General features: G+C 59.2%; 18 protein-coding genes and 3 pseudogenes. 9 read left to right on the top strand and 12 right to left on the bottom strand.

Annotation, left to right across the window (positions count from 1 at the left end):
• Positions 1-224 precede the first annotated feature (224 nt).
• Positions 225-1,247 (bottom strand): transporter, encoded by a 1,023-nt coding sequence (locus tag AC07XZ_RS08310; protein WP_064598851.1) that lies wholly within the window; start codon positions 1,245-1,247, stop codon positions 225-227.
• A gap of 273 nt (positions 1,248-1,520) precedes the next feature.
• Between AC07XZ_RS08310 and AC07XZ_RS08305 the strand changes: the two are divergent.
• The 3 genes and pseudogenes from AC07XZ_RS08305 to AC07XZ_RS08295 form a co-directional block, all read left to right on the top strand.
• A pseudogene (locus AC07XZ_RS08305) lies at positions 1,521-2,210 on the top strand (methyl-accepting chemotaxis protein); the annotation flags it as partial.
• Between the two features lie 165 nt (positions 2,211-2,375).
• The gene (locus AC07XZ_RS08300) at positions 2,376-3,143 is read left to right on the top strand and encodes a methyl-accepting chemotaxis protein (protein WP_371924007.1); all 768 of its coding nucleotides are present in this window, start codon (positions 2,376-2,378) and stop codon (positions 3,141-3,143) included.
• A 112-nt stretch (positions 3,144-3,255) separates the two neighbouring features.
• Complete coding sequence (locus AC07XZ_RS08295; RefSeq protein ID WP_102687292.1) at positions 3,256-3,699, top strand: hypothetical protein; 444 nt, start codon at positions 3,256-3,258, stop codon at positions 3,697-3,699.
• 386 nt (positions 3,700-4,085) lie between these two features.
• Here AC07XZ_RS08295 and AC07XZ_RS08290 read toward each other — a convergent pair whose 3' ends face one another.
• Entirely contained in the window at positions 4,086-4,391 is a 306-nt protein-coding gene (locus tag AC07XZ_RS08290; RefSeq protein ID WP_102687293.1) for a PepSY domain-containing protein, read from the bottom strand.
• A 138-nt stretch (positions 4,392-4,529) separates the two neighbouring features.
• Positions 4,530-5,657, bottom strand: coding sequence for a glycerophosphodiester phosphodiesterase (locus tag AC07XZ_RS08285; protein WP_102687294.1), 1,128 nt, complete (start codon positions 5,655-5,657; stop codon positions 4,530-4,532).
• 215 nt (positions 5,658-5,872) lie between these two features.
• Between AC07XZ_RS08285 and AC07XZ_RS08280 the strand changes: the two genes are divergently transcribed.
• Positions 5,873-6,199 carry a DUF2025 family protein gene (locus tag AC07XZ_RS08280; protein WP_085745148.1) on the top strand — a complete coding sequence of 109 codons (327 nt, stop codon included), beginning with the start codon at positions 5,873-5,875 and terminating at the stop codon, positions 6,197-6,199.
• Positions 6,200-6,284: 85 nt separating this feature from the next.
• Here the strand turns inward: AC07XZ_RS08280 and AC07XZ_RS08275 are convergent, their stop codons facing one another.
• Together AC07XZ_RS08275 and AC07XZ_RS08270 are read right to left on the bottom strand one after the other, a co-directional pair.
• On the bottom strand, positions 6,285-6,599 hold the full coding sequence (locus AC07XZ_RS08275; RefSeq protein ID WP_007951084.1) for an antibiotic biosynthesis monooxygenase family protein: 315 nt from the start codon (positions 6,597-6,599) through the stop codon (positions 6,285-6,287).
• Entirely contained in the window at positions 6,596-7,303 is a 708-nt protein-coding gene (locus AC07XZ_RS08270) for a CTP synthase C-terminal region-related (seleno)protein (protein WP_102687295.1), read from the bottom strand. The genes AC07XZ_RS08275 and AC07XZ_RS08270 overlap by 4 nt, the downstream gene beginning before the upstream one ends.
• Positions 7,304-7,345: 42 nt before the next feature.
• On the opposite strand from AC07XZ_RS08270, the gene AC07XZ_RS08265 reads away from it, so the two are divergent.
• The gene (locus tag AC07XZ_RS08265) at positions 7,346-8,260 is read left to right on the top strand and encodes a LysR family transcriptional regulator (protein WP_173892836.1); all 915 of its coding nucleotides are present in this window, start codon (positions 7,346-7,348) and stop codon (positions 8,258-8,260) included.
• Between the two features lie 6 nt (positions 8,261-8,266).
• Here AC07XZ_RS08265 and AC07XZ_RS08260 read toward each other — a convergent pair.
• From AC07XZ_RS08260 to AC07XZ_RS08245, 4 genes and pseudogenes are all read right to left on the bottom strand, one after another.
• Positions 8,267-8,704 (bottom strand): annotated as a pseudogene (locus AC07XZ_RS08260) (methyl-accepting chemotaxis protein); the annotation flags it as partial.
• A gap of 108 nt (positions 8,705-8,812) precedes the next feature.
• Positions 8,813-9,496 (bottom strand): annotated as a pseudogene (locus AC07XZ_RS08255) (PAS domain-containing protein); the annotation flags it as partial.
• Positions 9,497-9,760: 264 nt separating this feature from the next.
• A complete protein-coding gene (locus AC07XZ_RS08250) occupies positions 9,761-10,813 on the bottom strand; it encodes a diguanylate cyclase (RefSeq protein WP_102687306.1) in 1,053 nt (350 codons plus the stop codon).
• 146 nt (positions 10,814-10,959) lie between these two features.
• Positions 10,960-11,568, bottom strand: coding sequence for a TetR/AcrR family transcriptional regulator (locus tag AC07XZ_RS08245; protein ID WP_085745144.1), 609 nt, complete (start codon positions 11,566-11,568; stop codon positions 10,960-10,962).
• Positions 11,569-11,781: 213 nt separating this feature from the next.
• Between AC07XZ_RS08245 and AC07XZ_RS08240 the strand changes: the two genes are divergently transcribed.
• Positions 11,782-12,834, top strand: coding sequence for an MBL fold metallo-hydrolase (locus tag AC07XZ_RS08240; protein WP_102687297.1), 1,053 nt, complete (start codon positions 11,782-11,784; stop codon positions 12,832-12,834).
• A 38-nt stretch (positions 12,835-12,872) separates the two neighbouring features.
• Here the strand turns inward: AC07XZ_RS08240 and AC07XZ_RS08235 are convergent, their stop codons facing one another.
• Both AC07XZ_RS08235 and AC07XZ_RS08230 read right to left on the bottom strand, forming a co-directional pair.
• Entirely contained in the window at positions 12,873-13,184 is a 312-nt protein-coding gene (locus AC07XZ_RS08235; protein ID WP_085745142.1) for a Cas5 family CRISPR-associated protein, read from the bottom strand.
• Between the two features lie 93 nt (positions 13,185-13,277).
• Positions 13,278-14,045, bottom strand: coding sequence for an AraC family transcriptional regulator (locus tag AC07XZ_RS08230; protein WP_102687298.1), 768 nt, complete (start codon positions 14,043-14,045; stop codon positions 13,278-13,280).
• 112 nt (positions 14,046-14,157) lie between these two features.
• On the opposite strand from AC07XZ_RS08230, the gene AC07XZ_RS08225 reads away from it, so the two are divergent.
• The 3 genes from AC07XZ_RS08225 (at position 14,158) to AC07XZ_RS08215 (ending at position 16,983) form a co-directional block, all read left to right on the top strand.
• Positions 14,158-14,973: a sulfite exporter TauE/SafE family protein gene (locus tag AC07XZ_RS08225; protein WP_102687299.1), complete on the top strand. Its 816-nt coding sequence runs from the start codon at positions 14,158-14,160 to the stop codon at positions 14,971-14,973.
• A 55-nt stretch (positions 14,974-15,028) separates the two neighbouring features.
• On the top strand, positions 15,029-15,748 hold the full coding sequence (locus AC07XZ_RS08220; protein WP_102687300.1) for a DUF6933 domain-containing protein: 720 nt from the start codon (positions 15,029-15,031) through the stop codon (positions 15,746-15,748).
• 86 nt (positions 15,749-15,834) lie between these two features.
• The gene (locus AC07XZ_RS08215; protein ID WP_102687301.1) at positions 15,835-16,983 is read left to right on the top strand and encodes a hypothetical protein; all 1,149 of its coding nucleotides are present in this window, start codon (positions 15,835-15,837) and stop codon (positions 16,981-16,983) included.
• A gap of 3 nt (positions 16,984-16,986) precedes the next feature.
• Here the strand turns inward: AC07XZ_RS08215 and AC07XZ_RS08210 are convergent, their stop codons facing one another.
• Positions 16,987-17,973 (bottom strand): hypothetical protein, encoded by a 987-nt coding sequence (locus tag AC07XZ_RS08210; RefSeq protein ID WP_102687302.1) that lies wholly within the window; start codon positions 17,971-17,973, stop codon positions 16,987-16,989.
• Positions 17,974-18,012 lie beyond the last annotated feature (39 nt).

Genomic DNA, 18,012 nt, shown 5'->3' with positions numbered 1-18,012 from the left:
GGACAATCCTGAGCGGGGGAAGGAGTGTCGCCCATGATCGTTGCTAAATATTACAGAGAGGCTGCGACAGATCAGTGTTCGGTCTATTAGCCGATCCACTGATCCGAATTCAGCCAGTAACACTGTGGGAGCGAGCTTGCTCGCGATTGCGGTGTGTCAGCAAAGGAGATGTCATCCGGGTGTCCGCATTCGCGAGCAAGCTCGCTCCCACAGGAGATCGGCGCTTAGTAATCCCGCCGCTTGCGAAACGCCCAGCGCCCGGCGATCACGGTGAACGTCGCCACCAGCGCCACCAGAATCCAGAACCCTTCCGGATCGGTAGCCAGCGGCACGCCGCCGACGTTCATGCCGAAGAAACCGGCAATGATGTTGATCGGCAGCGCCAGCACCGTGACCACGGTCAGGGTGAACAGCGTGCGGTTGCTCTGTTCGTTGAGGTTGGCGGCGATCTCTTCCTGCAACAGCTTGATCCGCTCACCGAGGGCGGTCAGGTCGTTGATGATCAGCGCGAACTCCTCGGTGGACTTGCGCAACTCCTTCACGTCTTCCTTCTGCAACCACGGCGGCGGCCGGTTGAGCAGGCGCAGCAGCGAACCCGGTTCCAGCGCCAGCAGCCGTTGCAGGCGCACCAGCACCCGCCGGTTGGCGCCGAGTTCGGCGCGGTTGGTCGACAGTCGCGAGGACAGCAATTCGTCCTCGACCTGATCGACGCTCATGCTGGTCTTGCGCACGATCTGGGTCAGCACTTCGCCCTGATCGCGCAGCAGGTGCACCAGCAGTTCCAGCGGCGAACGAAAGCACTCGCCGGACTTCACCGAAGAACGCAGCTTGTCCACCGAGTGCAGCGGTTGCAGGCGCGCACTGACGATCAGTTTGCTGCGCACGCAGACCCACAGCGTCGACACGTCTGATGACACCATGCTGCTGAGGTTGAACACCACATCGTTGACCACCGCCAGCAACGCCGAATCCACATGCTCGATGCGGGTCGAGCGCGAACCTTCGTGCAGCGCTTCGAAAAACTCTTCCGGCAATTGCAGATGGCTTTTCATCCAGCGCTCGCACGCGGCGTGGGCCAGGTTCAGGTGCAGCCAGAGAAATTCATCGCTGTCGCTATCGTCTTGCAGGCAGCGCAGGGCGGTCGCCGAATCCACCTCGCGCCCGCGTTCGCCGGGGCGAAACCGAAAGCCGTAAAGCAGGCCGAACAGGTCAGGATCACGATGACTGATATCGAGGCTGTGGTTCATGAAGGCTCGCTGCGAGGAGGCGTCTGTCGCGGGATTTGCAGATTCACCTGAGCGGCATCATCGCAATGTCACATGACGCTTGTGTGACAGCAAAATGACGTCAAATCAATGCGTTACCGGCGGTCGGATTTTTCTCAAGAAGGGCGCTGGAACGCCGATCACGCATGAGTTAGGTTGCGCGCCTTCGCCATGAGCCAAGGTCCGCCGACACGGATGTCCGGCAACAATTCACGTCTTACCGGGCGTGCCTCATCCCTGTCCTGAGTACCTGTGATGCTGCAAAAATCCCTGAGAGCGCAAATTCTCGCCCTGCTGAGCGGCAGCCTGCTGGCGATGCTGTTGATCGCGCTGGCCTGCTTTCATTTCCTGTCCAACGGCGTGCAGAACTACAGCCAATTGATCGCAGGTCCGTTGCACACCTCGCAACTGATCGATGAAGCCAACCTGCAATTCAAGGTGCAGGTTCAGGAGTGGAAAAACGTTCTGCTGCGCGGCAAGCAACCGGCGGATCTGGCCAAGTACTGGGGCCAGTTCGAAGACCGTCAGCGCGATGTGCAGGGCATCCTCGGTGAGCTGGCCAACCAGAAAGGCCTCGAGCCTGCGCTGAAAACCCGCATTGATCGCCTGCGCGAAGAACACCGTCTGCTTGGTGCTGCGTACCAGAAGGGCCGTGATGCCTACGTCGCCGCCGGTGCTGATCCGACTGCGGGCGACGCCGCTGTCAAAGGCGTCGACCGTGCCGCCAGTGACCAGATGAGCGAACTGGTGGCCGAGTTGCGCAAGCAGGGCACCGAGCAATCGGCGCAGATCAGCGCCAGTGCTGACCGCACCGTGTGGCTGGGGCTGTTGGTGATGCTCGCGTCAGGCTTGCTGATCGGTCTGCTCAGCCTGTGGCTGGTCAACCGCAACCTGGTCGAGCCGATCCGCAAACTCATCGACTACGTCACCCAGTTGAGCAAGGGGCGTCTGGTCGAGCGTGTGTCCAGCGACCGTCAGGACGAGCTGGGTAACCTGGCCGCAGCGGCCAACACGTTGCGCGATTTCCTCGCCGAAACCTTCAATCATCTGCAACGCAGCGCCAAGGATCTGGACAGTGCCAGCGGCGAGTTGAACGCCATCGCCACGCTGATGGCCGGCGGCACCAACGAGCAGTTCAACCGCACCGATCAGGTGGCCACGGCGATGAACGAAATGTCCGCCACCGCCCAGGAAGTCGCCCGTCATGCGGCTGACGCTGCACGTGCGGCCGACGATGCCGACCAGTCCGCGCAGCAGGGCGAGAAGGTCATGCAGAGCACCATTCACAGCATCACCCAGATGCGCGGCGAAATCGCCAACACCGCCACCGTGATCCGTCGTCTGGAAGCCGACAGCGGGCGCATCGGCAAGGTGCTGGAAGTGATTCGCGGGATCGCCGAGCAGACCAACCTGCTGGCGCTCAACGCCGCCATCGAAGCGGCACGCGCGGGTGAGGCCGGGCGTGGTTTTGCGGTGGTCGCCGATGAGGTGCGCAACCTCGCGCAGCGTACGGCGGAGTCGATCATCGAGATCAACCAGATCATCCACAGCGTGCAGACCGGCGCGGTGGACGCGGCCCAGGCCATCGACAGTGGCCAGACCCGCAGCGATGAAAGCGTCGAGCAAGTGACCCAGGCCGGCGCCATGCTCGAGCGCATCACCCACGCGGTGGAAGCGATTCGCGACATGAACCGTCAGATCGCCACCGCCGCCGAGGAACAGACCTCGGTCGCCGAAGACATCTCGCGCAACCTGACCGAGATCACCTCGATCGCCAGCACCAACCTCGACAACGTGCAGCGCACCGAAAGCGCCAGCCAGAACCTGCACGGCCTGTCCGGCCAACTGAACGACGTCACCGCTCGCCTGAGCGTCTGACCGGCCAGTGACTGTGTACCGGTTCGGTTACCGAGTCGGTACACAGTCGATCTCAATTCGTGCAGACCGCCGCCGATGCCCGGTTATCTATAACCGGCATTGGAGATTTCCCATGGTCAGCATCACGTCTGTTTCGATCAATCAGACCGTCACCACACCCACCAGCAAAACCTCGATTGCCGACACCGGTGACGACACCTCGACCACTGCGGCGGCCAGCACCGGTGTGAAAGCTGATACCAGCAAAGTGGCGGCGGGCGGCGGTGCGGCGCCGGCGGGGGACAGCAGTTCCAGCAGCGAAGAATCGGATACCGTGAAAGAACTGCGCAAGCAGATTGCCGAGTTGCAGAAGCAGTTGCAGGAAGAGCAAAAGGCGCTGCAAGCGGCTCAGGCGAAGCAGGAAAGTCAGGATGCCAAGGCGGCGGATGTTGCGGCGGCGCAGTCGCAGATTGCGACGACGTCGGCTTCATTGCAGACGGCGACGGCGGCGTTGTTGGCGGCGTTGCAGGATTCGGATAGCGGTACTTCCGGTTCGTTGGTCAGTACGACCGCGTGAAGCCTTTTCCCCTCACCCTAGCCCTCTCCCGGAGGGAGAGGGGACCGATCGAGTTGAATGTTCGAGATACATCGACCTGAAAATCTTGTGTCGAACTCAGGTTTTGAAACCTATGGAGATCGGCTCCCTTTCCTTTCACCCTGGCTTTCCCATTACATCGGAAGGGTTCGGTCGGAGTTAATACTTGAGCTACGTCGAGTTGAGAGTCTTCAGTCGAACTCAGGTTTGAACAGCATGAAGATCGGCTCCCTTTCCCCCTCGCCCCCCTGGGGGAGAGGGCTGGGGTGAGGGGGTAAATCTCACAGGCGCAGCAAGAGCTTCGTCAAACGCCAGACACAAAAAAGCCGCACAACCCAAAAGTCGTGCGGCTTTGTCTTATCAGTCAATCAAGTATCTTGCTTGTCGCTCAGCACCTTGCCAGTCGTTGCATCGAAGTCCACATCAAACTCCTTGCCATCAGCAGTACGCAACTCAACTTCATACTCATAACCATTGAAGTGGTTATCCAGATCCGTGTCGGTAATGGTCGCACCCGGATGCAGTTTCAGCGCTTCTGCGTTCATCGATTCCAGCGACTTGATCTTGCCGGACTTGACCAGTTCAGGGATCTGGTCAACGCGAACGTCAGCCTGGGCCAGGCCAGCGGTGAGGGTCAGGGCGGCAGCAGTAAACAGGGCAGTCAGGGTTTTCATCGGTTATTCCTTTGGGTGATTCGTTTAAGTGAGTTCAGGTTAATCGCTGCAACTTAACTCACCCTTAAAACGCAGCGGGCAGGCCGACCTCCCCGAGGGAGCGAGCCTGCTCGCGATACTGACGCCCTGATTTACAGATCAGAAGCCGTTGTTCTTCAGCACCTGATCCACACTGGCGGCGGCCGGGCGTTTGTAGAATTTCAGCAGTTCGCTGGCGCGGTTGGTGAAGATGCCGTCAACGCCAGCGGCCATGACTTTCTCGAAGTCCACTGGCTCATCCACGGTGTAGACGTGCACCAGCAGGCCCTTGTCGTGGGTGTACTTGTTCATCCATGGCTGCACCAGATCCGAATAGCTCTGATCGCCGCCGTGGGTCAGCTTTGCCGAAGGGCCGGTGCCGATTGCACCCTGGGCCTTGGCGTAGTCGATCCACTGCTTGAACTCGGCTTCGGATTTCGGCTCTTGCTTGCCGTAGAACGCGTTCTTGTCCTTCTCGCCGGATTCGGCAAAGGTCACTTTGGACTTCGGCTCGATGCTGCCTTCACCCACCCACAGCAACAGGATCTTCGGCACCTGCGGCATTTCCTTTTGCAGCATTTCCAGGCTGCTCTTCTCGAAGGTTTGCAGGATCACCTTGCCGTTGCTCTCGCCGACGCTGGCGACGTTTTTAGCCGGTTTGGCGCCGGCCGGAACCAGCCAGCCGCGGGCCTGGAGTTTTTCCTTCAGGTCATGCTCGATCCCCGGGAACAGCTTCGGCTCCTTGGTTTCGATGTACAGGCCGGGTTTGTGCTTTGGGTTGGCCTGGGCGATGTCGATGATCTCGTCGAGGGTCAGAATCTTCAGACCGACGTAGGACGGGCGCGCGCGATCCGGGTACTTGGCGTTGTACCAGCTGCCGGCGTCGAGGGTTTTCAGTTCGGCCATGGTGAAGGCATTGGCCGGGCTGTCCTTGCGCTCCGGGAATTTGCTGGCGACGTCGGTGGTGCGCTGCAGATTGTCGTCGTGCAGGGCGAACAGCACGCCGTCCTTGCTGCGCTGCAAGTCCATTTCCAGGTAATCGGCACCCAGGTCGCGCGCCAGTTTGTAGGAGGCGGCGGTGGATTCCGGGGCATCGAAGGACGCGCCACGGTGGGCGATCACCGCCGGGTGCGGAATGCCCTCGGAGGCAGCGAGCGCAACCGGGTTTGGCTGGCTGGCGGCGTGGGCCTGGCCGAGGCCGAGTATCAGGCTCAGCAGCAGTGCGCTTTTGGTGAAGGTGGCGGGCATGTCGAGGTCCTTTCGCAGGTATTTTCGAAGATGTCCCTTTTAGCAACTCAAACGAAAACGTGCTATCGCAAGACCGACATAAACGTACTGAAAGCGAAAATTTGCGCACTTTTGTGCGTTCGTTTGCAGTACGCTTGGCCACGGCAACCGCCCCGGCAGAGGGCGCGCCTCAATGCCCTGCGTGTAAACCTTCGATTACTCTTGTGAGGTTTACCATGCGCATCACATCGCAACTCATCTGCCAGGCCGCCGACGACCTCAAGGGCTTCGTCGGCCTCAACCGCAAGACCGGACAGTACATCGTGCGCTTCAGTGAGGACTCGTTCGGCATGGACGTGGCCGATGACGGCATCATTCCGTGCAGCGAATTCGTCTGGGCACCGACCACCGAACAGACCATGACCCTCAAGCGCGAACTGATCCAGTTGCTGCTGGATCAGAACATCGATGACCGGATCAACATCACCGAGCCGTTGCGGGTTTACATGAGTAAACGCGAAGTGCCGGAGATTGAGGCGGTGCGTTGTCTGGTGAAGGGCTGAGGTTCTGCAGCGACTGTTCCGGCCTCTTCGTCGGACCGCCGCCCGGGGCAAGCCCGCGAAAGGGCCAGTGAGTACACCTCAATACTCACTGGCCGAACCGATATTCCCGCTCCACACGACACACCCGCGTCTGAAACGCCGAATACCACTCAGCCCGCCCGCGCGCCTGAATCACCCGATGCTCCGGATGCTCGCGCCAGGCGAGAATCGCCGCCTCACTCTCCCAGTACGAAACCGTAATTCCCACCCCGTCTGCCCCCCGGATCGAATCGATGCCGAGAAACCCCGGTTGCTCGGCGACCAACTGCATCATGCGCTCGGACGCTTCGGTGTAGCCGTTGTCACCCTCGGTACGGGTCGAAGTGAAGATCACGGCGAAACACTCAGTGTTCGGTTTCATCGACATTGCTCCGAGCAGGCTTCAACAAATGCCCGCACCAGCGGCGGCAATTGCCCCTTGAGCGCTGCGCGTTCCGGTTGGAACAGTGTGGCGACGAAGAACACATGGTTTTTCAGTTCAATGGCGCGCAAGTCGCCTGACGAATCGTGACCTACGGCGTGTAGTTCATGGGTCAGCAACTCCCGTTCGAATTGCGGATTCACACCGTAGCGGCAGCGATAGCCTTCACGAATTTCCGACATTTCGTACGCACTGGCGATCAACGAACCGGGCACCAGATGAATGCTGTCCACCGCTTCCACTAGAGAGCAGGTCAGCGGTGTGAGCACTGCGCGGCTCGAGTCAGGCGAGGTTTCGCCATGTTCGGCGTCGGCCCAGCCCAGCACGTGGCGGGAAAACTCCAGCACCGCATGCTGAAAACCTCCGCAGGTGCCGAGGAACGGTCGCTGTTGCTCGCGGGCAAAACGGATGGCTCGCAGGGCACCGTCTTCGCTTTTGTAGGGGCTGGCCGGGACACACCAGAAACCGTCGAATTGTTCCAGCGGCGTCTCGGGCAGGATTCGGTCGGTGGCCAACCATTCGAATTCGACCGGATGGCGAAGGTGTTCCGCCGCCAGTCCGAGGGCAACCGGGATGGCCTGGTGGGCGGTGACTTGCGGATCGAAATCACCGATCAGGGCGATGCGCAGGGCTCTGGATTCCATGAGTACTCGCTGTGCTTGTTGAGGAATGAACCTCACTATAGATTGGCGTTCACGCACTCTAAATTGGCGTTTGCCCAAGTGATCAATGCAGCCACGCAATATCAACTCGACTTCCCGGATCTGGCCCTGATCCTCGCTTTAGTACGCGGCGGCTCTCTGGCCCGGGCCGCGCAGCTGTTGAGGGTTGATGTGTCGACGGTGTTTCGCGCCGTGCGCCGACTGGAAGCGTCACTCGGTCAGCAACTGTTCGAAAAAAGCCGCGCCGGTTACCTGCCCACCAGCCTCGCGCAAACCCTGGCCGAGCAGGCCGAACGCGCCGAGCAGGCACTCGAAGCTGCGCGTATTGGTGTGGAGCAGGGCGGCGAAGTAGTCAGCGGCACGGTGCGCCTGACCTGTACCGACTCGGTGTTGCAAGGTCTGCTGCTGCCGGCGCTGGCGCAGTTCATGCCGAACTACCCGGCGCTGACCATCGAGCTGAGCACTTCCAACGATTTCGCCAACCTCAGCCGCCGCGATGCCGACATCGCCCTGCGCCTGACACGTACACCGCCGGAGCATCTGGTCGGACGGGAGCTGGCGAAGATTTCCTACCGGGTCTGCGCCAGTCAGCGTTATCTACAAAATGTTGAAGCGGCCGATCTTGCGGCGTTGACCTGGATCGCCCCGGACGACTTTCTGCCCGATCACCCGACCGTCGTCTGGCGCCGTCAGCAGTTGCCCGGTGTGACGCCGAGCTATCGCTGCAACAGCATGCTGTCCGTGACCGAACTGGTCCGCGCCGGACTGGGCGTGGCGGCGTTGCCGGACTTTCTCATCAATGAAGGGCTGCAGGCCTTGAGCGAACCCTTGCACGGTTACGACACCGCGCTGTGGCTGCTGACCCGCCCGGACTGCCGCGCGTTGCGCTCGGTGGTCACGCTGTTCGATGAACTGGGGCGGGCGTTGCGATTGCCGTGATCGTGTTTAACCCGGCGCGCGGTCATTGGCGAACATGCTCACGGCTTCCACCGCTTCGCTGGCGCCGTCACGGATCTGCAAAATCACCGTGCCGGCCTGATCCGCCAACTCAACACCTTGCGCTGCTCGCCCGCGGGTGCCGTCCATGCTCTTGATCGCCTGACGGGTTTCGGTCTGGATCAGGCTGATCATGTTGGAAATTTCCGCAGTGGAGCCGCTGGTGCGCGCTGCCAGCTGCCGCACTTCATCGGCCACCACGGCAAAACCGCGACCCTGCTCGCCGGCTCGGGCGGCTTCGATTGCAGCGTTCAGGGCCAAAAGATTGGTCTGATCGGCAATCGCGCGGATGGTGTTGACGATGGCGGTGATTTGCTCGGAGCGTTCGCCGAGCTGCGCGATCAAGGTTGAAGACTCGGCGATGTCGTCGGCAATTTCGCGCATTTCACTGGCCGCTTGCTGAATCACTTGCGTACCTTGCTCGGCGACTTTTCGGGTGGCCACCGAGATGTGATAGGCGGCGCTGGCACTGCGCGCATCCTGCTCGTGCTGTTCGACCCGGGCGGTCACGTCCGACGCGAACTTCACCACTTTGCACAAGCGGCCGGCGGCGTCGTAGACCGGGTTGTAGTTGGCTTCAAGCCACACGGTCTGCCCGCGTTTGTCGACGCGCTCGAATTGGCCCTGAAACAGTTCGCCCTGATTCAACCGGCGCCAGAAATCCTGGTAGGCGCTGCTGTTGACCAGTTGTGCGGGGCAGAACAAGCGGTGATGTTTGCCTTTGAGTTCGGCGAGGGTGTAACCCATGCGCGTCAGAAAATTCTGATTGGCGGTGAGGATATTGCCGTCGAGATCGAATTCGATCACCGCCATGGCGCGGTCGATCGCCTGCAATTTCGCATTGGCTTCGCTTTCCTGCTGCACTTTGGCAGTGACATCCATGGCGTACTTGACCACTTTCACCACGCGGCCCGAGTCATCCTTGATCGGGTTATAGCTGGCCTCGAGCCAGATCGGACGGCCCTGGCTGTCGATGCGTTCAAAGGTGCCAGACTGGAACTGGCCACTTTTCAATCGCGACCACAACTCGGTGTACTGATTGCCACGGGCAAACTCTGGAGAACAGAAATGGCGATGGGGCTGCCCGATCACCTGTTCGCGGGTGTAACCCATGGTTTTCAGGAAGTTGTCGTTGGCGCGCAGAACCACACCGTCGACGTCGAATTCGATCACTGCCATGGAGCGGTTGATCGCCTCCAGCAGGCCGGCTTGTTGGTTGATGGTGTTTTGGAGATCGACGAGGGCAGTCTTGTGGCGGTTGAAAATCATGTTCATGGCACTCTGGAAATAGGACTGAAGGTGGGGTCCCTGTTTCCGCGTCAGCCAGCCAGATATATCAATGGCTGGAAGCAGTGTGCCAGCATCCCGGCTGGCGGATTAACTTATACAAAACTTTATAAACTTGTACAAGAAATCGATTTTTCTCAATTTTGTACAAGTTTTTCAGGCGGGTGTTCGGCTCAACGCTACGCTGATTGTGTTACGTCCCATGTGCTTGGCCGTGTACAACGCCTTGTCGGACTCTTCGAACCACTCAAGGGCATCGGCGTAAGAGGTTTGATAGCGAGCAAGCCCGATACTCAGGCTGACCCGCAGCTCGGAAACGTCGGGATGGCGGTATCGATCCAGTGCCTGACGCAGTTGCTCCATCAGCGCTTCAGCCTTGCTCAGGGGCAGGTTGGGCAGGATCACGCAGAATTCATCGCCACCGTAACGCCCGGCCAGCTTGCTTTCGTCGAGTACGAATTTCAGCTCGTGACTCAATTGCCGCAGCACCGCATCGCCGACGATGTGTCCGTAACTGTCGTTGATCGACTTGAAATGATCGATGTCGATCAACGCCAGAATGGCTTGTGAGTTGTGTTGCCGGCACTGCTGGAACTTGAGGTGTAGCAGGTCTTTCCAGGCGCCGTGGTTGAGCAGGCCGGTCAGGCTGTCGGTGCGGCTCAGGGCGCTCAAGCTGCGTTTGTGCTCGGCGAGTTTGATCGCTAACCGGTAACAGACCATGCCCAGCGCCAGCGGATAAAGGGTCAGCATCGGCAGGCAGGCCCAGACCTGAGTCTGCGTGGCCGTCAGGGTGAAATGGACGCCGAACAATGACCAGCCCAGCAGCACGCCGATCACCTGGGCGAGGGCGCCGAGCCAGAACAGGCGCACGCCACCGGCGGCCACGTTGTTCATGGTCATCATCGACAGGATGGTGACGGTAGTCAGCGGATTGAACTGAAAACACGCGGTCCAGAAACCGCCAAACACCGAGTCATAGAGCAGGTTGCGGCGTTCGGCGCGATAGGGAAAGGCCGAGCGGGTGGACCATTGATAGGCCACATGCGGCCAGAGAAAGCCGTTAAACAGCAACAAGGTCCAGAGCCAGGACGGCATGTTCAACGGATAAAGCGCCGCGCCCACACTGAAGAAACCGATGCCCAGCCCGATGGCGCGTGGCAGGTAAATGCGTCTGGCGAATGACAAGCCTTTGCCGCGTTGGTTTTCCATGGTGTTCTGCGCCAGATTCATTCTGAAACACTTTGCAGTGTAATTCTTCAGACTGACCGTTCATCGGCCAATGACAGACATTGTCATTTATTCCAGCGGGAAAATTCAGTGTCCTTGTGAGCCATTTACCGTGGCGCAGGCCCAATCTAGAGCTGATAGCAAGCCAGGAACATGTCCAGTGCAGAGTCGACCACGGCATTTTGCGCTGTGCTGTCGAGCGAGGGCTGGCCCATGGAGATCTGCGGCCAGAAGGCAAAGGTCTTTAGCAATCCCTGCACTTGATGCGCGGCGAACTCCGGATCGACCGGTTTCAGCCGACCGTCCGCCTGGGCGGCGCGAATCCACACCGTCACGCTTTCCTCACGTTCGCCCATACGCGCCACCATGTTCTGCGCGCGCTCCGGCGAATGGATCGCGGCCGCGATGGCGACACGGGCCAGATTCATGAAATTGTCGTCCGCCATCATTTGCAGTTTGGCCAACAGCATTTGGCGCAACTGCTCACGCAAAGGCAGATCGGGCTGATATGACACGGCTTGCTCGGTGCTGATCCGTGCCCACAACTGGTTGAGAATTTCGGCGAACAGCTCTTCCTTGCTCGGAAAATGGTTATACACCGTGCGCTTCGACACCCCGGCAGTGGCCGCAATCTTGTCCATGCTGGTGACTTCGAAACCGTTGGCCCGGAACTCGGAAATGGCCGCGAGGATGATGGCTTCGCGTTTGCGGTCGGTGAGGCGCGTTGGAGCTGTCATAAATTCGATTCGGCAGAAAAAGGGTGAAATTACACTCGGCAGTTTACTTGTCATCCGGTTTGTTGCAACCTAGAAACTACACCGCTCAGTGTAATGCTGGGTTAATCGGTGCAACCTAAAAACAGATGTCCGGCTGATGCGTGCGTGCTTTGGCCATTATCGTCCCACCGTGGAAAGCCGTGAATTGCGCGGTGTTTCCGGAGTCATTCAGTCATGGCCAAATCCATTGCTTCTGCGGGCAGTCAATCACCTGAACCTTCGCGTCAGGCCGAAGGTGTATTCCGCAACCACGCGCCGGTGCAGCGTGAAGGCTTGCGCAAAATGCTGCGGATCATGTGGAACATGATCTTCCACAAACCGCGCAACACCCGGCCGGCGGCGGCCATTCCAGTGCAGCCACTGACCCGCGCCGACCTGATCGCGGCGCCGAACCACAGCGTCTATCGCCTCGGTCACTCGACCTTGCTGCTCAAACTGCAGGACAAGTTCTGGATCACCGACCCGGTGTTCGCCGAGCGTGCGTCGCCGGTGCAATGGGCCGGGCCGAAACGCTTCCATCAGCCGCCGATCAGCATCGATGAATTGCCGCCGATCAAAGCGGTGATCCTGTCGCATAACCACTACGACCACCTCGACTATGAAGCGGTATTGAAACTGGCGGACAAGGTCAACGTGTTCCTGACCCCGCTGGGTGTCGGCGACACCCTTATCAAGTGGGGCATCGATGCCAGCAAAATCCGCCAGTTCGACTGGTGGCAGGGCACAGAAGTCGCCGGCATCCGCTTCATCGCCACACCGTCGCAGCACTTTTCCGGGCGCGGCCTGTTCGATGGCAACCAGACCCTGTGGGCTTCGTGGGTCATCATCGACGGCGACAAACGCATCTTCTTCAGCGGCGACAGCGGCTACTTCGATGGCTTCAAACGCATCGGCGAACAGTACGGCCCGTTCGACGTGACCCTGATGGAGACTGGCGCCTATAACGTTGAATGGCCCCACGTGCACATGCAACCTGAGGAAACCCTGCAGGCCCACATCGATCTCAAGGGGCGCTGGCTGTTCCCGATCCACAACGGCACGTTCGACCTGGCGATGCATGCGTGGCATGAACCGTTCGACCGCATTCTTGCGCTGGCCTGGGAGCGCAGTGTTTCCATCACCACGCCACAAATGGGCGAGGCTTTCAACCTGGCACAGCCGCAAAGAGGGAATGCGTGGTGGTTGGCGGTTGAAGGGGAGAGTGAGGCGGTGGTGCAAGGAGCCTGACTCACCGGTGCAGGTTCGCCTCGATGAGGCGAACCGAATCACTCCGCCATCGCATAATCCCCACGCACTGATTCAGCTGTCGAACCATTGCTTGTCGATCGCCCCGGCGCAAACCCCGGAAAGAACACCAATCCCTGCGCCTCAAACCGATAGGTCAACGCCAGCCGCGCCGAATCCGCCACTTCCTGCTGCGCTTCGAACCGCTGAATGTCCTCTACTGAAACCTTGGCCTCCCGCGACAACTGTTCAATGCTCCAGCCCAACATCCCTCGGGCCTGGGCGCAATGGGTCGGGGTGAACTGGAAAAGGGCGATACGTTCGAGGATGAGGTTCATCGCTGAAGAGGCCATGGTGTGCTCCGGGCTCGAGAGTGCTGATGGAAAATGTACTGTGTTTTTGTACAGTTGTTTTCGGCCGGGATCAAACGCATTTTTTGATTTCCCCTAGTTCGCCGCCTCTAACCAGACGGACGGTGCCTGACCGAGGATGCGACGGAACATCGTCGAGAACGCCGCCGGGCTGTCATAGCCGAAATCCAAGGCAATCCGCGTCACCGCTTCACCCGCCGCCAGCCGTGCCAGCGCCAGTACCACGCAGGCGCGCTGGCGCCATTGACTGAAGCTCAGGCCAGTCTGCTGACGAAACAACCTGTTGAAGGTACGTAAGCTTACGTGCAGCTGATCGGCCCATTGCTGGGGGGATTGGTGGGCATTCGGCTGATGCAGAAAGGTCTGACACAGCTCGAGCAGTCGTCCGTCAGACGGCAGAGGGATATGCAACGGAAGTGGTGCACTGCGCAGCAATTCATGCAACAACAAGTCGACCAGCACGCCATCACGCCCGGTCAGGTCATAGGTCAGCGGCAACTCCACGGCCTCCATCAGCAAGTGCCGTATCAACGGCGACACACTGATCACCTGACAACGCTCGCCCAGATCCACCGCCCCCGGCTCGATATACAAACTGCGCGTGCTGACCCCCAGCATCAACACCTCATGCGCCACACCCGGCGGAATCCACACCGCTCGCTGCGGCGGCACCACCCAGTTGCCATCATGCGTGCTGACCTGCATCACCCCGGTCGCGCCGTACAACAATTGCGCCCGCCGATGTGTATGACGTGGCAACAGATAGCCGTGGGAATAATCCGTACCGATCGCCACCACCGGGCGCGGTGTGTCATCCAGCAGATTGATCGAAACATTGCGCATCGAGCGGCATCCAGCGATTGGCGTAAACGCAAACATTATTGGCTCGGTTGCTGAAGCAGGCCAAGCGCTGCCGCTCTATCGTCGACCGCTCCTCAACAACGGACGACGCGCCATGTTCTACCTCCTGCTGGCACTCTTCGGCTGCCTGACCGGCGTTACCGCCGTGCTCTTCGGCTTCGGCGGCGGATTCGTCGTCGTGCCGCTGCTGTACCGCATGCTCACCGCGAGCCACGGCGCCGACGACCCCATCAGCCAATCCGCCATGCACATCGCCGTCGCCACCTCGACCTGCGTGATGATCGTCAACGCCCTGGTCGCCACCGACAAACATCGCCGCGCCGGCAACCTCATCCGTGATTACCTGTGGCCCTTGGGCGGATTCATCGGATTGGGCGCGGTCGTCGGCGCAATCGCAGCAGTGTGGGTCAGCGGCGAAGTCATTCGTTATGCCTTCATCGCCTACCTCGGCGTGACGATTATCGATTGCCTGCTGCGACGCGGCTTTCTTACGCAATCCGAAGGCGTTATCCCACGGCGACTGGGAACGGTGGAAACGTCCGGCGGCGGTGTAGGCATCGGCGCCATCGCAACCTTCCTCGGTGTAGGAGGAAGCGTCATGACCGTGCCGTTATTGCGGCGTTGCGGGTTGAGCATGTCTCAGGCGACTTCGATGGCCAATCCGTTGAGCGTGCCCGTGGCATTGGCGGGGACGCTGACCTACATGGTGATGGCTGGATTTAGCGAGACAGACCTCGGGCCATGGTTTGTCGGGTATGTGGATCTGCTGGCGTTTGCGGTGCTGACGCTCGGATCGTTGCTGGGGATTCGACTGGCCACGCCGTGGATCGGGCGGATACCGGATCGGGTGCATGCTTGGGTTTATATTGGATTGTTGGTTATTGTGATGTTGGGAATGTCGATGAAGTAATCGTCTACCGACAGACCCATAATCCATCGTCCCCAGTATTTATCAGAGATCAAGGATGCTGATCTTCAATTGCACCGAAGCTGCCAGCAAGTTCTTCAGTCGTGTCCACCAAGGCAAAAAGATCACCCCGGTGGATTTCGCCCCGCCGTCATCAACCATCGAAGATGATGAGATGGACAGTGGTGTCGAACAGTGGCTGGTGCATGCGATCACCGTGCAACGAAAGCATGTGCTGTTCGCCATGCATATCAAGACTCGCTATTGCATGGTTTTCGCCGACATGAAAAAGGCCGATCTGAATGCATTTGTGGGGCAATTCGCTGATCGCTGGTTCAACGGTGTCATGCTTCATGCAACCCATCACGGGCTCTCCGAGTGGATTGATATTGAACCGTTGATTGAGCGATTCCAGTGGATGTGTCGACCGCAGCAGTTCTATCGCCGCAGCCATCGCAGCGCACAGAAACACATCGATGAAATTGCCTGGGTCTTCCAGGACAAGGCCGCAGGGGCAGGTTGTTTACCGCCTGATGAAGTCGCAGCCATGGTGTTCGACGCGCAGATGAACGACACCCCGAGAAACAGCAAGGGCGCCAAGGGTTACTACTACCCGGATGAGGAGATGACCGTTCATTGGCTTCGTCGTTATTGCGCTCTGGATGAGGGCGAAGTTCAAGCGGCCAAGACGCGCCGCATGCAAGTGTATCGGGAGATCGCAGCAGTCGAGCGCGAAGCCTGGCTGGAAGAGTACAACCGACAAAACTCGATTACTTAAACAACCCCCGCCATAATCCGCCCCGCATTTACCAGCGCCGGCACTCACGTCCCGGCGCGACCTCCGACTCACTCAGGGATCGATCCATGCTCAAGGGACTGTTGCGCCTGGCGCCATACACCGCCGTGCTGTTTTCACTGCTTTCTACTGCTCAGGCTGACGACGGCAGACGTGTGTTCACCGGCACGCTGGGCAAGACGCCGATTGTGGTCGAGCTCAATACCCAGCAGCCGGATGAAGTGACCGGTCGTTACTTCTACGAGAAGTACCACCGCGATCTGCCCCTCAGTGGCGCGTTGCAGGACAGCACGCTGACGTTGGTCGAGGGCAACAATCATTACGGTGACGACAAGCCGTTGCCAACTCTCAAGCTGAAGTCCACCGCCAACGGTTGGCAGGGCGAATGGCAAAACCCGAAGGGCAAAAAGCTGCCGGTACAACTGGTCGAGGCCAAACTTCCAGCGCCAACTGCAACGACGTTGCCTTTCATTGCCACTTTGCCGAAAGACGATCCCTACGAGTATTTGCGCTTACAGGGGCTCAAGCTCAAACCGGGGAAGAAAGACAACTTCATGGGCTACGAGCTGCAATGGTGGGCGGAGCCGGAGTCGAAAATCTCTTTCTTTAGTATTGAGTCCGGTTATCCCAAACAGGAGCAACAGCGGATCAACGAGCAATTGTTGGGACGGCTCTGGAAAGAGGTCATCAGTTATCACGCCTGCATGCTGCAAGGTGGTGAGAATGCCGAGCAATGGCAAAGCGTCGCCCCCACGTTTCTGTCGTCCGATATCGTCAGCCTGAACATCAACACCGGTTACGACTGTGGCGGCGCGCATCCGGATGTCGGCAACTCCCCGATCAATCTCAATGCTCATACTGGGCAAGCGATAAAGCTGGAAGACGTTTTGGCAGTGGGTGGTCGTGAAGGTACTTCGACTGGAACAAGCGAAGGCGAACAGAGGGAGGAGTTTGCGCGGTGGCTTATAAAGCAGTTCACCTCGCTGTATCCCGACGAAATGAAGAAGCCCGCCGAAGGTGATGAAGACAGCTGCGACTACAACGATGAAAACGTCTGGGGCGTTTTCGATTGGTATTTCACCGCCAAGGGCATTTACCTGGGGCCGTACTTCCCGCGAGTGCAACGTGGTTGCGATGAACCCGACTGGTCGATCCTGCCGTACTCAGTCGTCAAGCAACACCCCGGCGCCGTCCAACTGCAACTGCCCCAGGGCTAACCATCACGCCAGACCCGGCGCTTCACGAATAATGAAGTGATCCAGGTTCTCGATATTGGCATTGAAGACCTCGAAAGGCTTTTCGGGGTTCTTCTTGCCCGGCACCTGCTTCAACTCCGGCGTCACACCATAGAAGAAGCAGAACAACTCCTTGTCGCTGTCGATCGCGTGCTTGATCTCTTCCAGAAACGCCTTGCGCTTGCGGTAGTTGTCGATCAGCTTCTTGTTGAGATAGACACTGACCGGATAAGGCTTCTTCTTGCTGTCATCCGGCTTCTTGAACCAGACCTTGTCCTCGAAATCGATCCGGAAACTGGCGCTGTGAAAGTCCTCGATCTTCTTGATCCGGCCCCAGTAAATCAGCCCCTTGTTGTCCATCAAGTACTCGATCTTCTTGAAGAACGAACTGTACGGCGCCGTATGCTCGCCAATCTTCAACGGCATGCGCTTGAGCAAATCCTTGTCCGCGAAGTTCGACACAAAACACTCCACGGGGTGAGCGAAGACACTGGTCTTGTCCGGCGCCGTCTCACGACTCGGCGACTCTTTTGAGGGGGCAGTTGCCACCCGCACCGGATCATCCCGCAACACATCCGCCGCCCCCGCAGGCGCGGCAGGCTTGCGCACATACTCACGACGCGTCAGCAACAACTCCGACGGAAAATGCTCCTCCCGACCGTCATCCGATTCCCCATCGGCCGCCTCAACCCCCGACGCCGACGTCTTCAAACTCACATACGGACAACCCGCCACATGCTGCGTACCGGGCAGATTCTTGAAGTGCGGCGTGCGCACGTAATTCACGTTCTTTGCGTTGAACGTGCCCAACTCGTTGGAAGCATCGAACGCCGCACGACAGGCGTCGTTGGGGCACTGGAAATGTTCCTTCGCAGAATCGAACGCCACCGTCTCATCGAAATTGAGATCGCGAACGTCATAGATCGACAGTTTGTCGTCGAGGCTGAGGCAGTAGGCGAGGTCGAATTTCATTGTGGGGCTCGGGTCCTTGAGTGGGGGAGGGGTATTAAT

The organism is Pseudomonas sp. GW458-11-26-14-LB4 (genome assembly GCF_059423925.1).
This window is presented reverse-complemented; position numbering and strand designations above follow the sequence as displayed.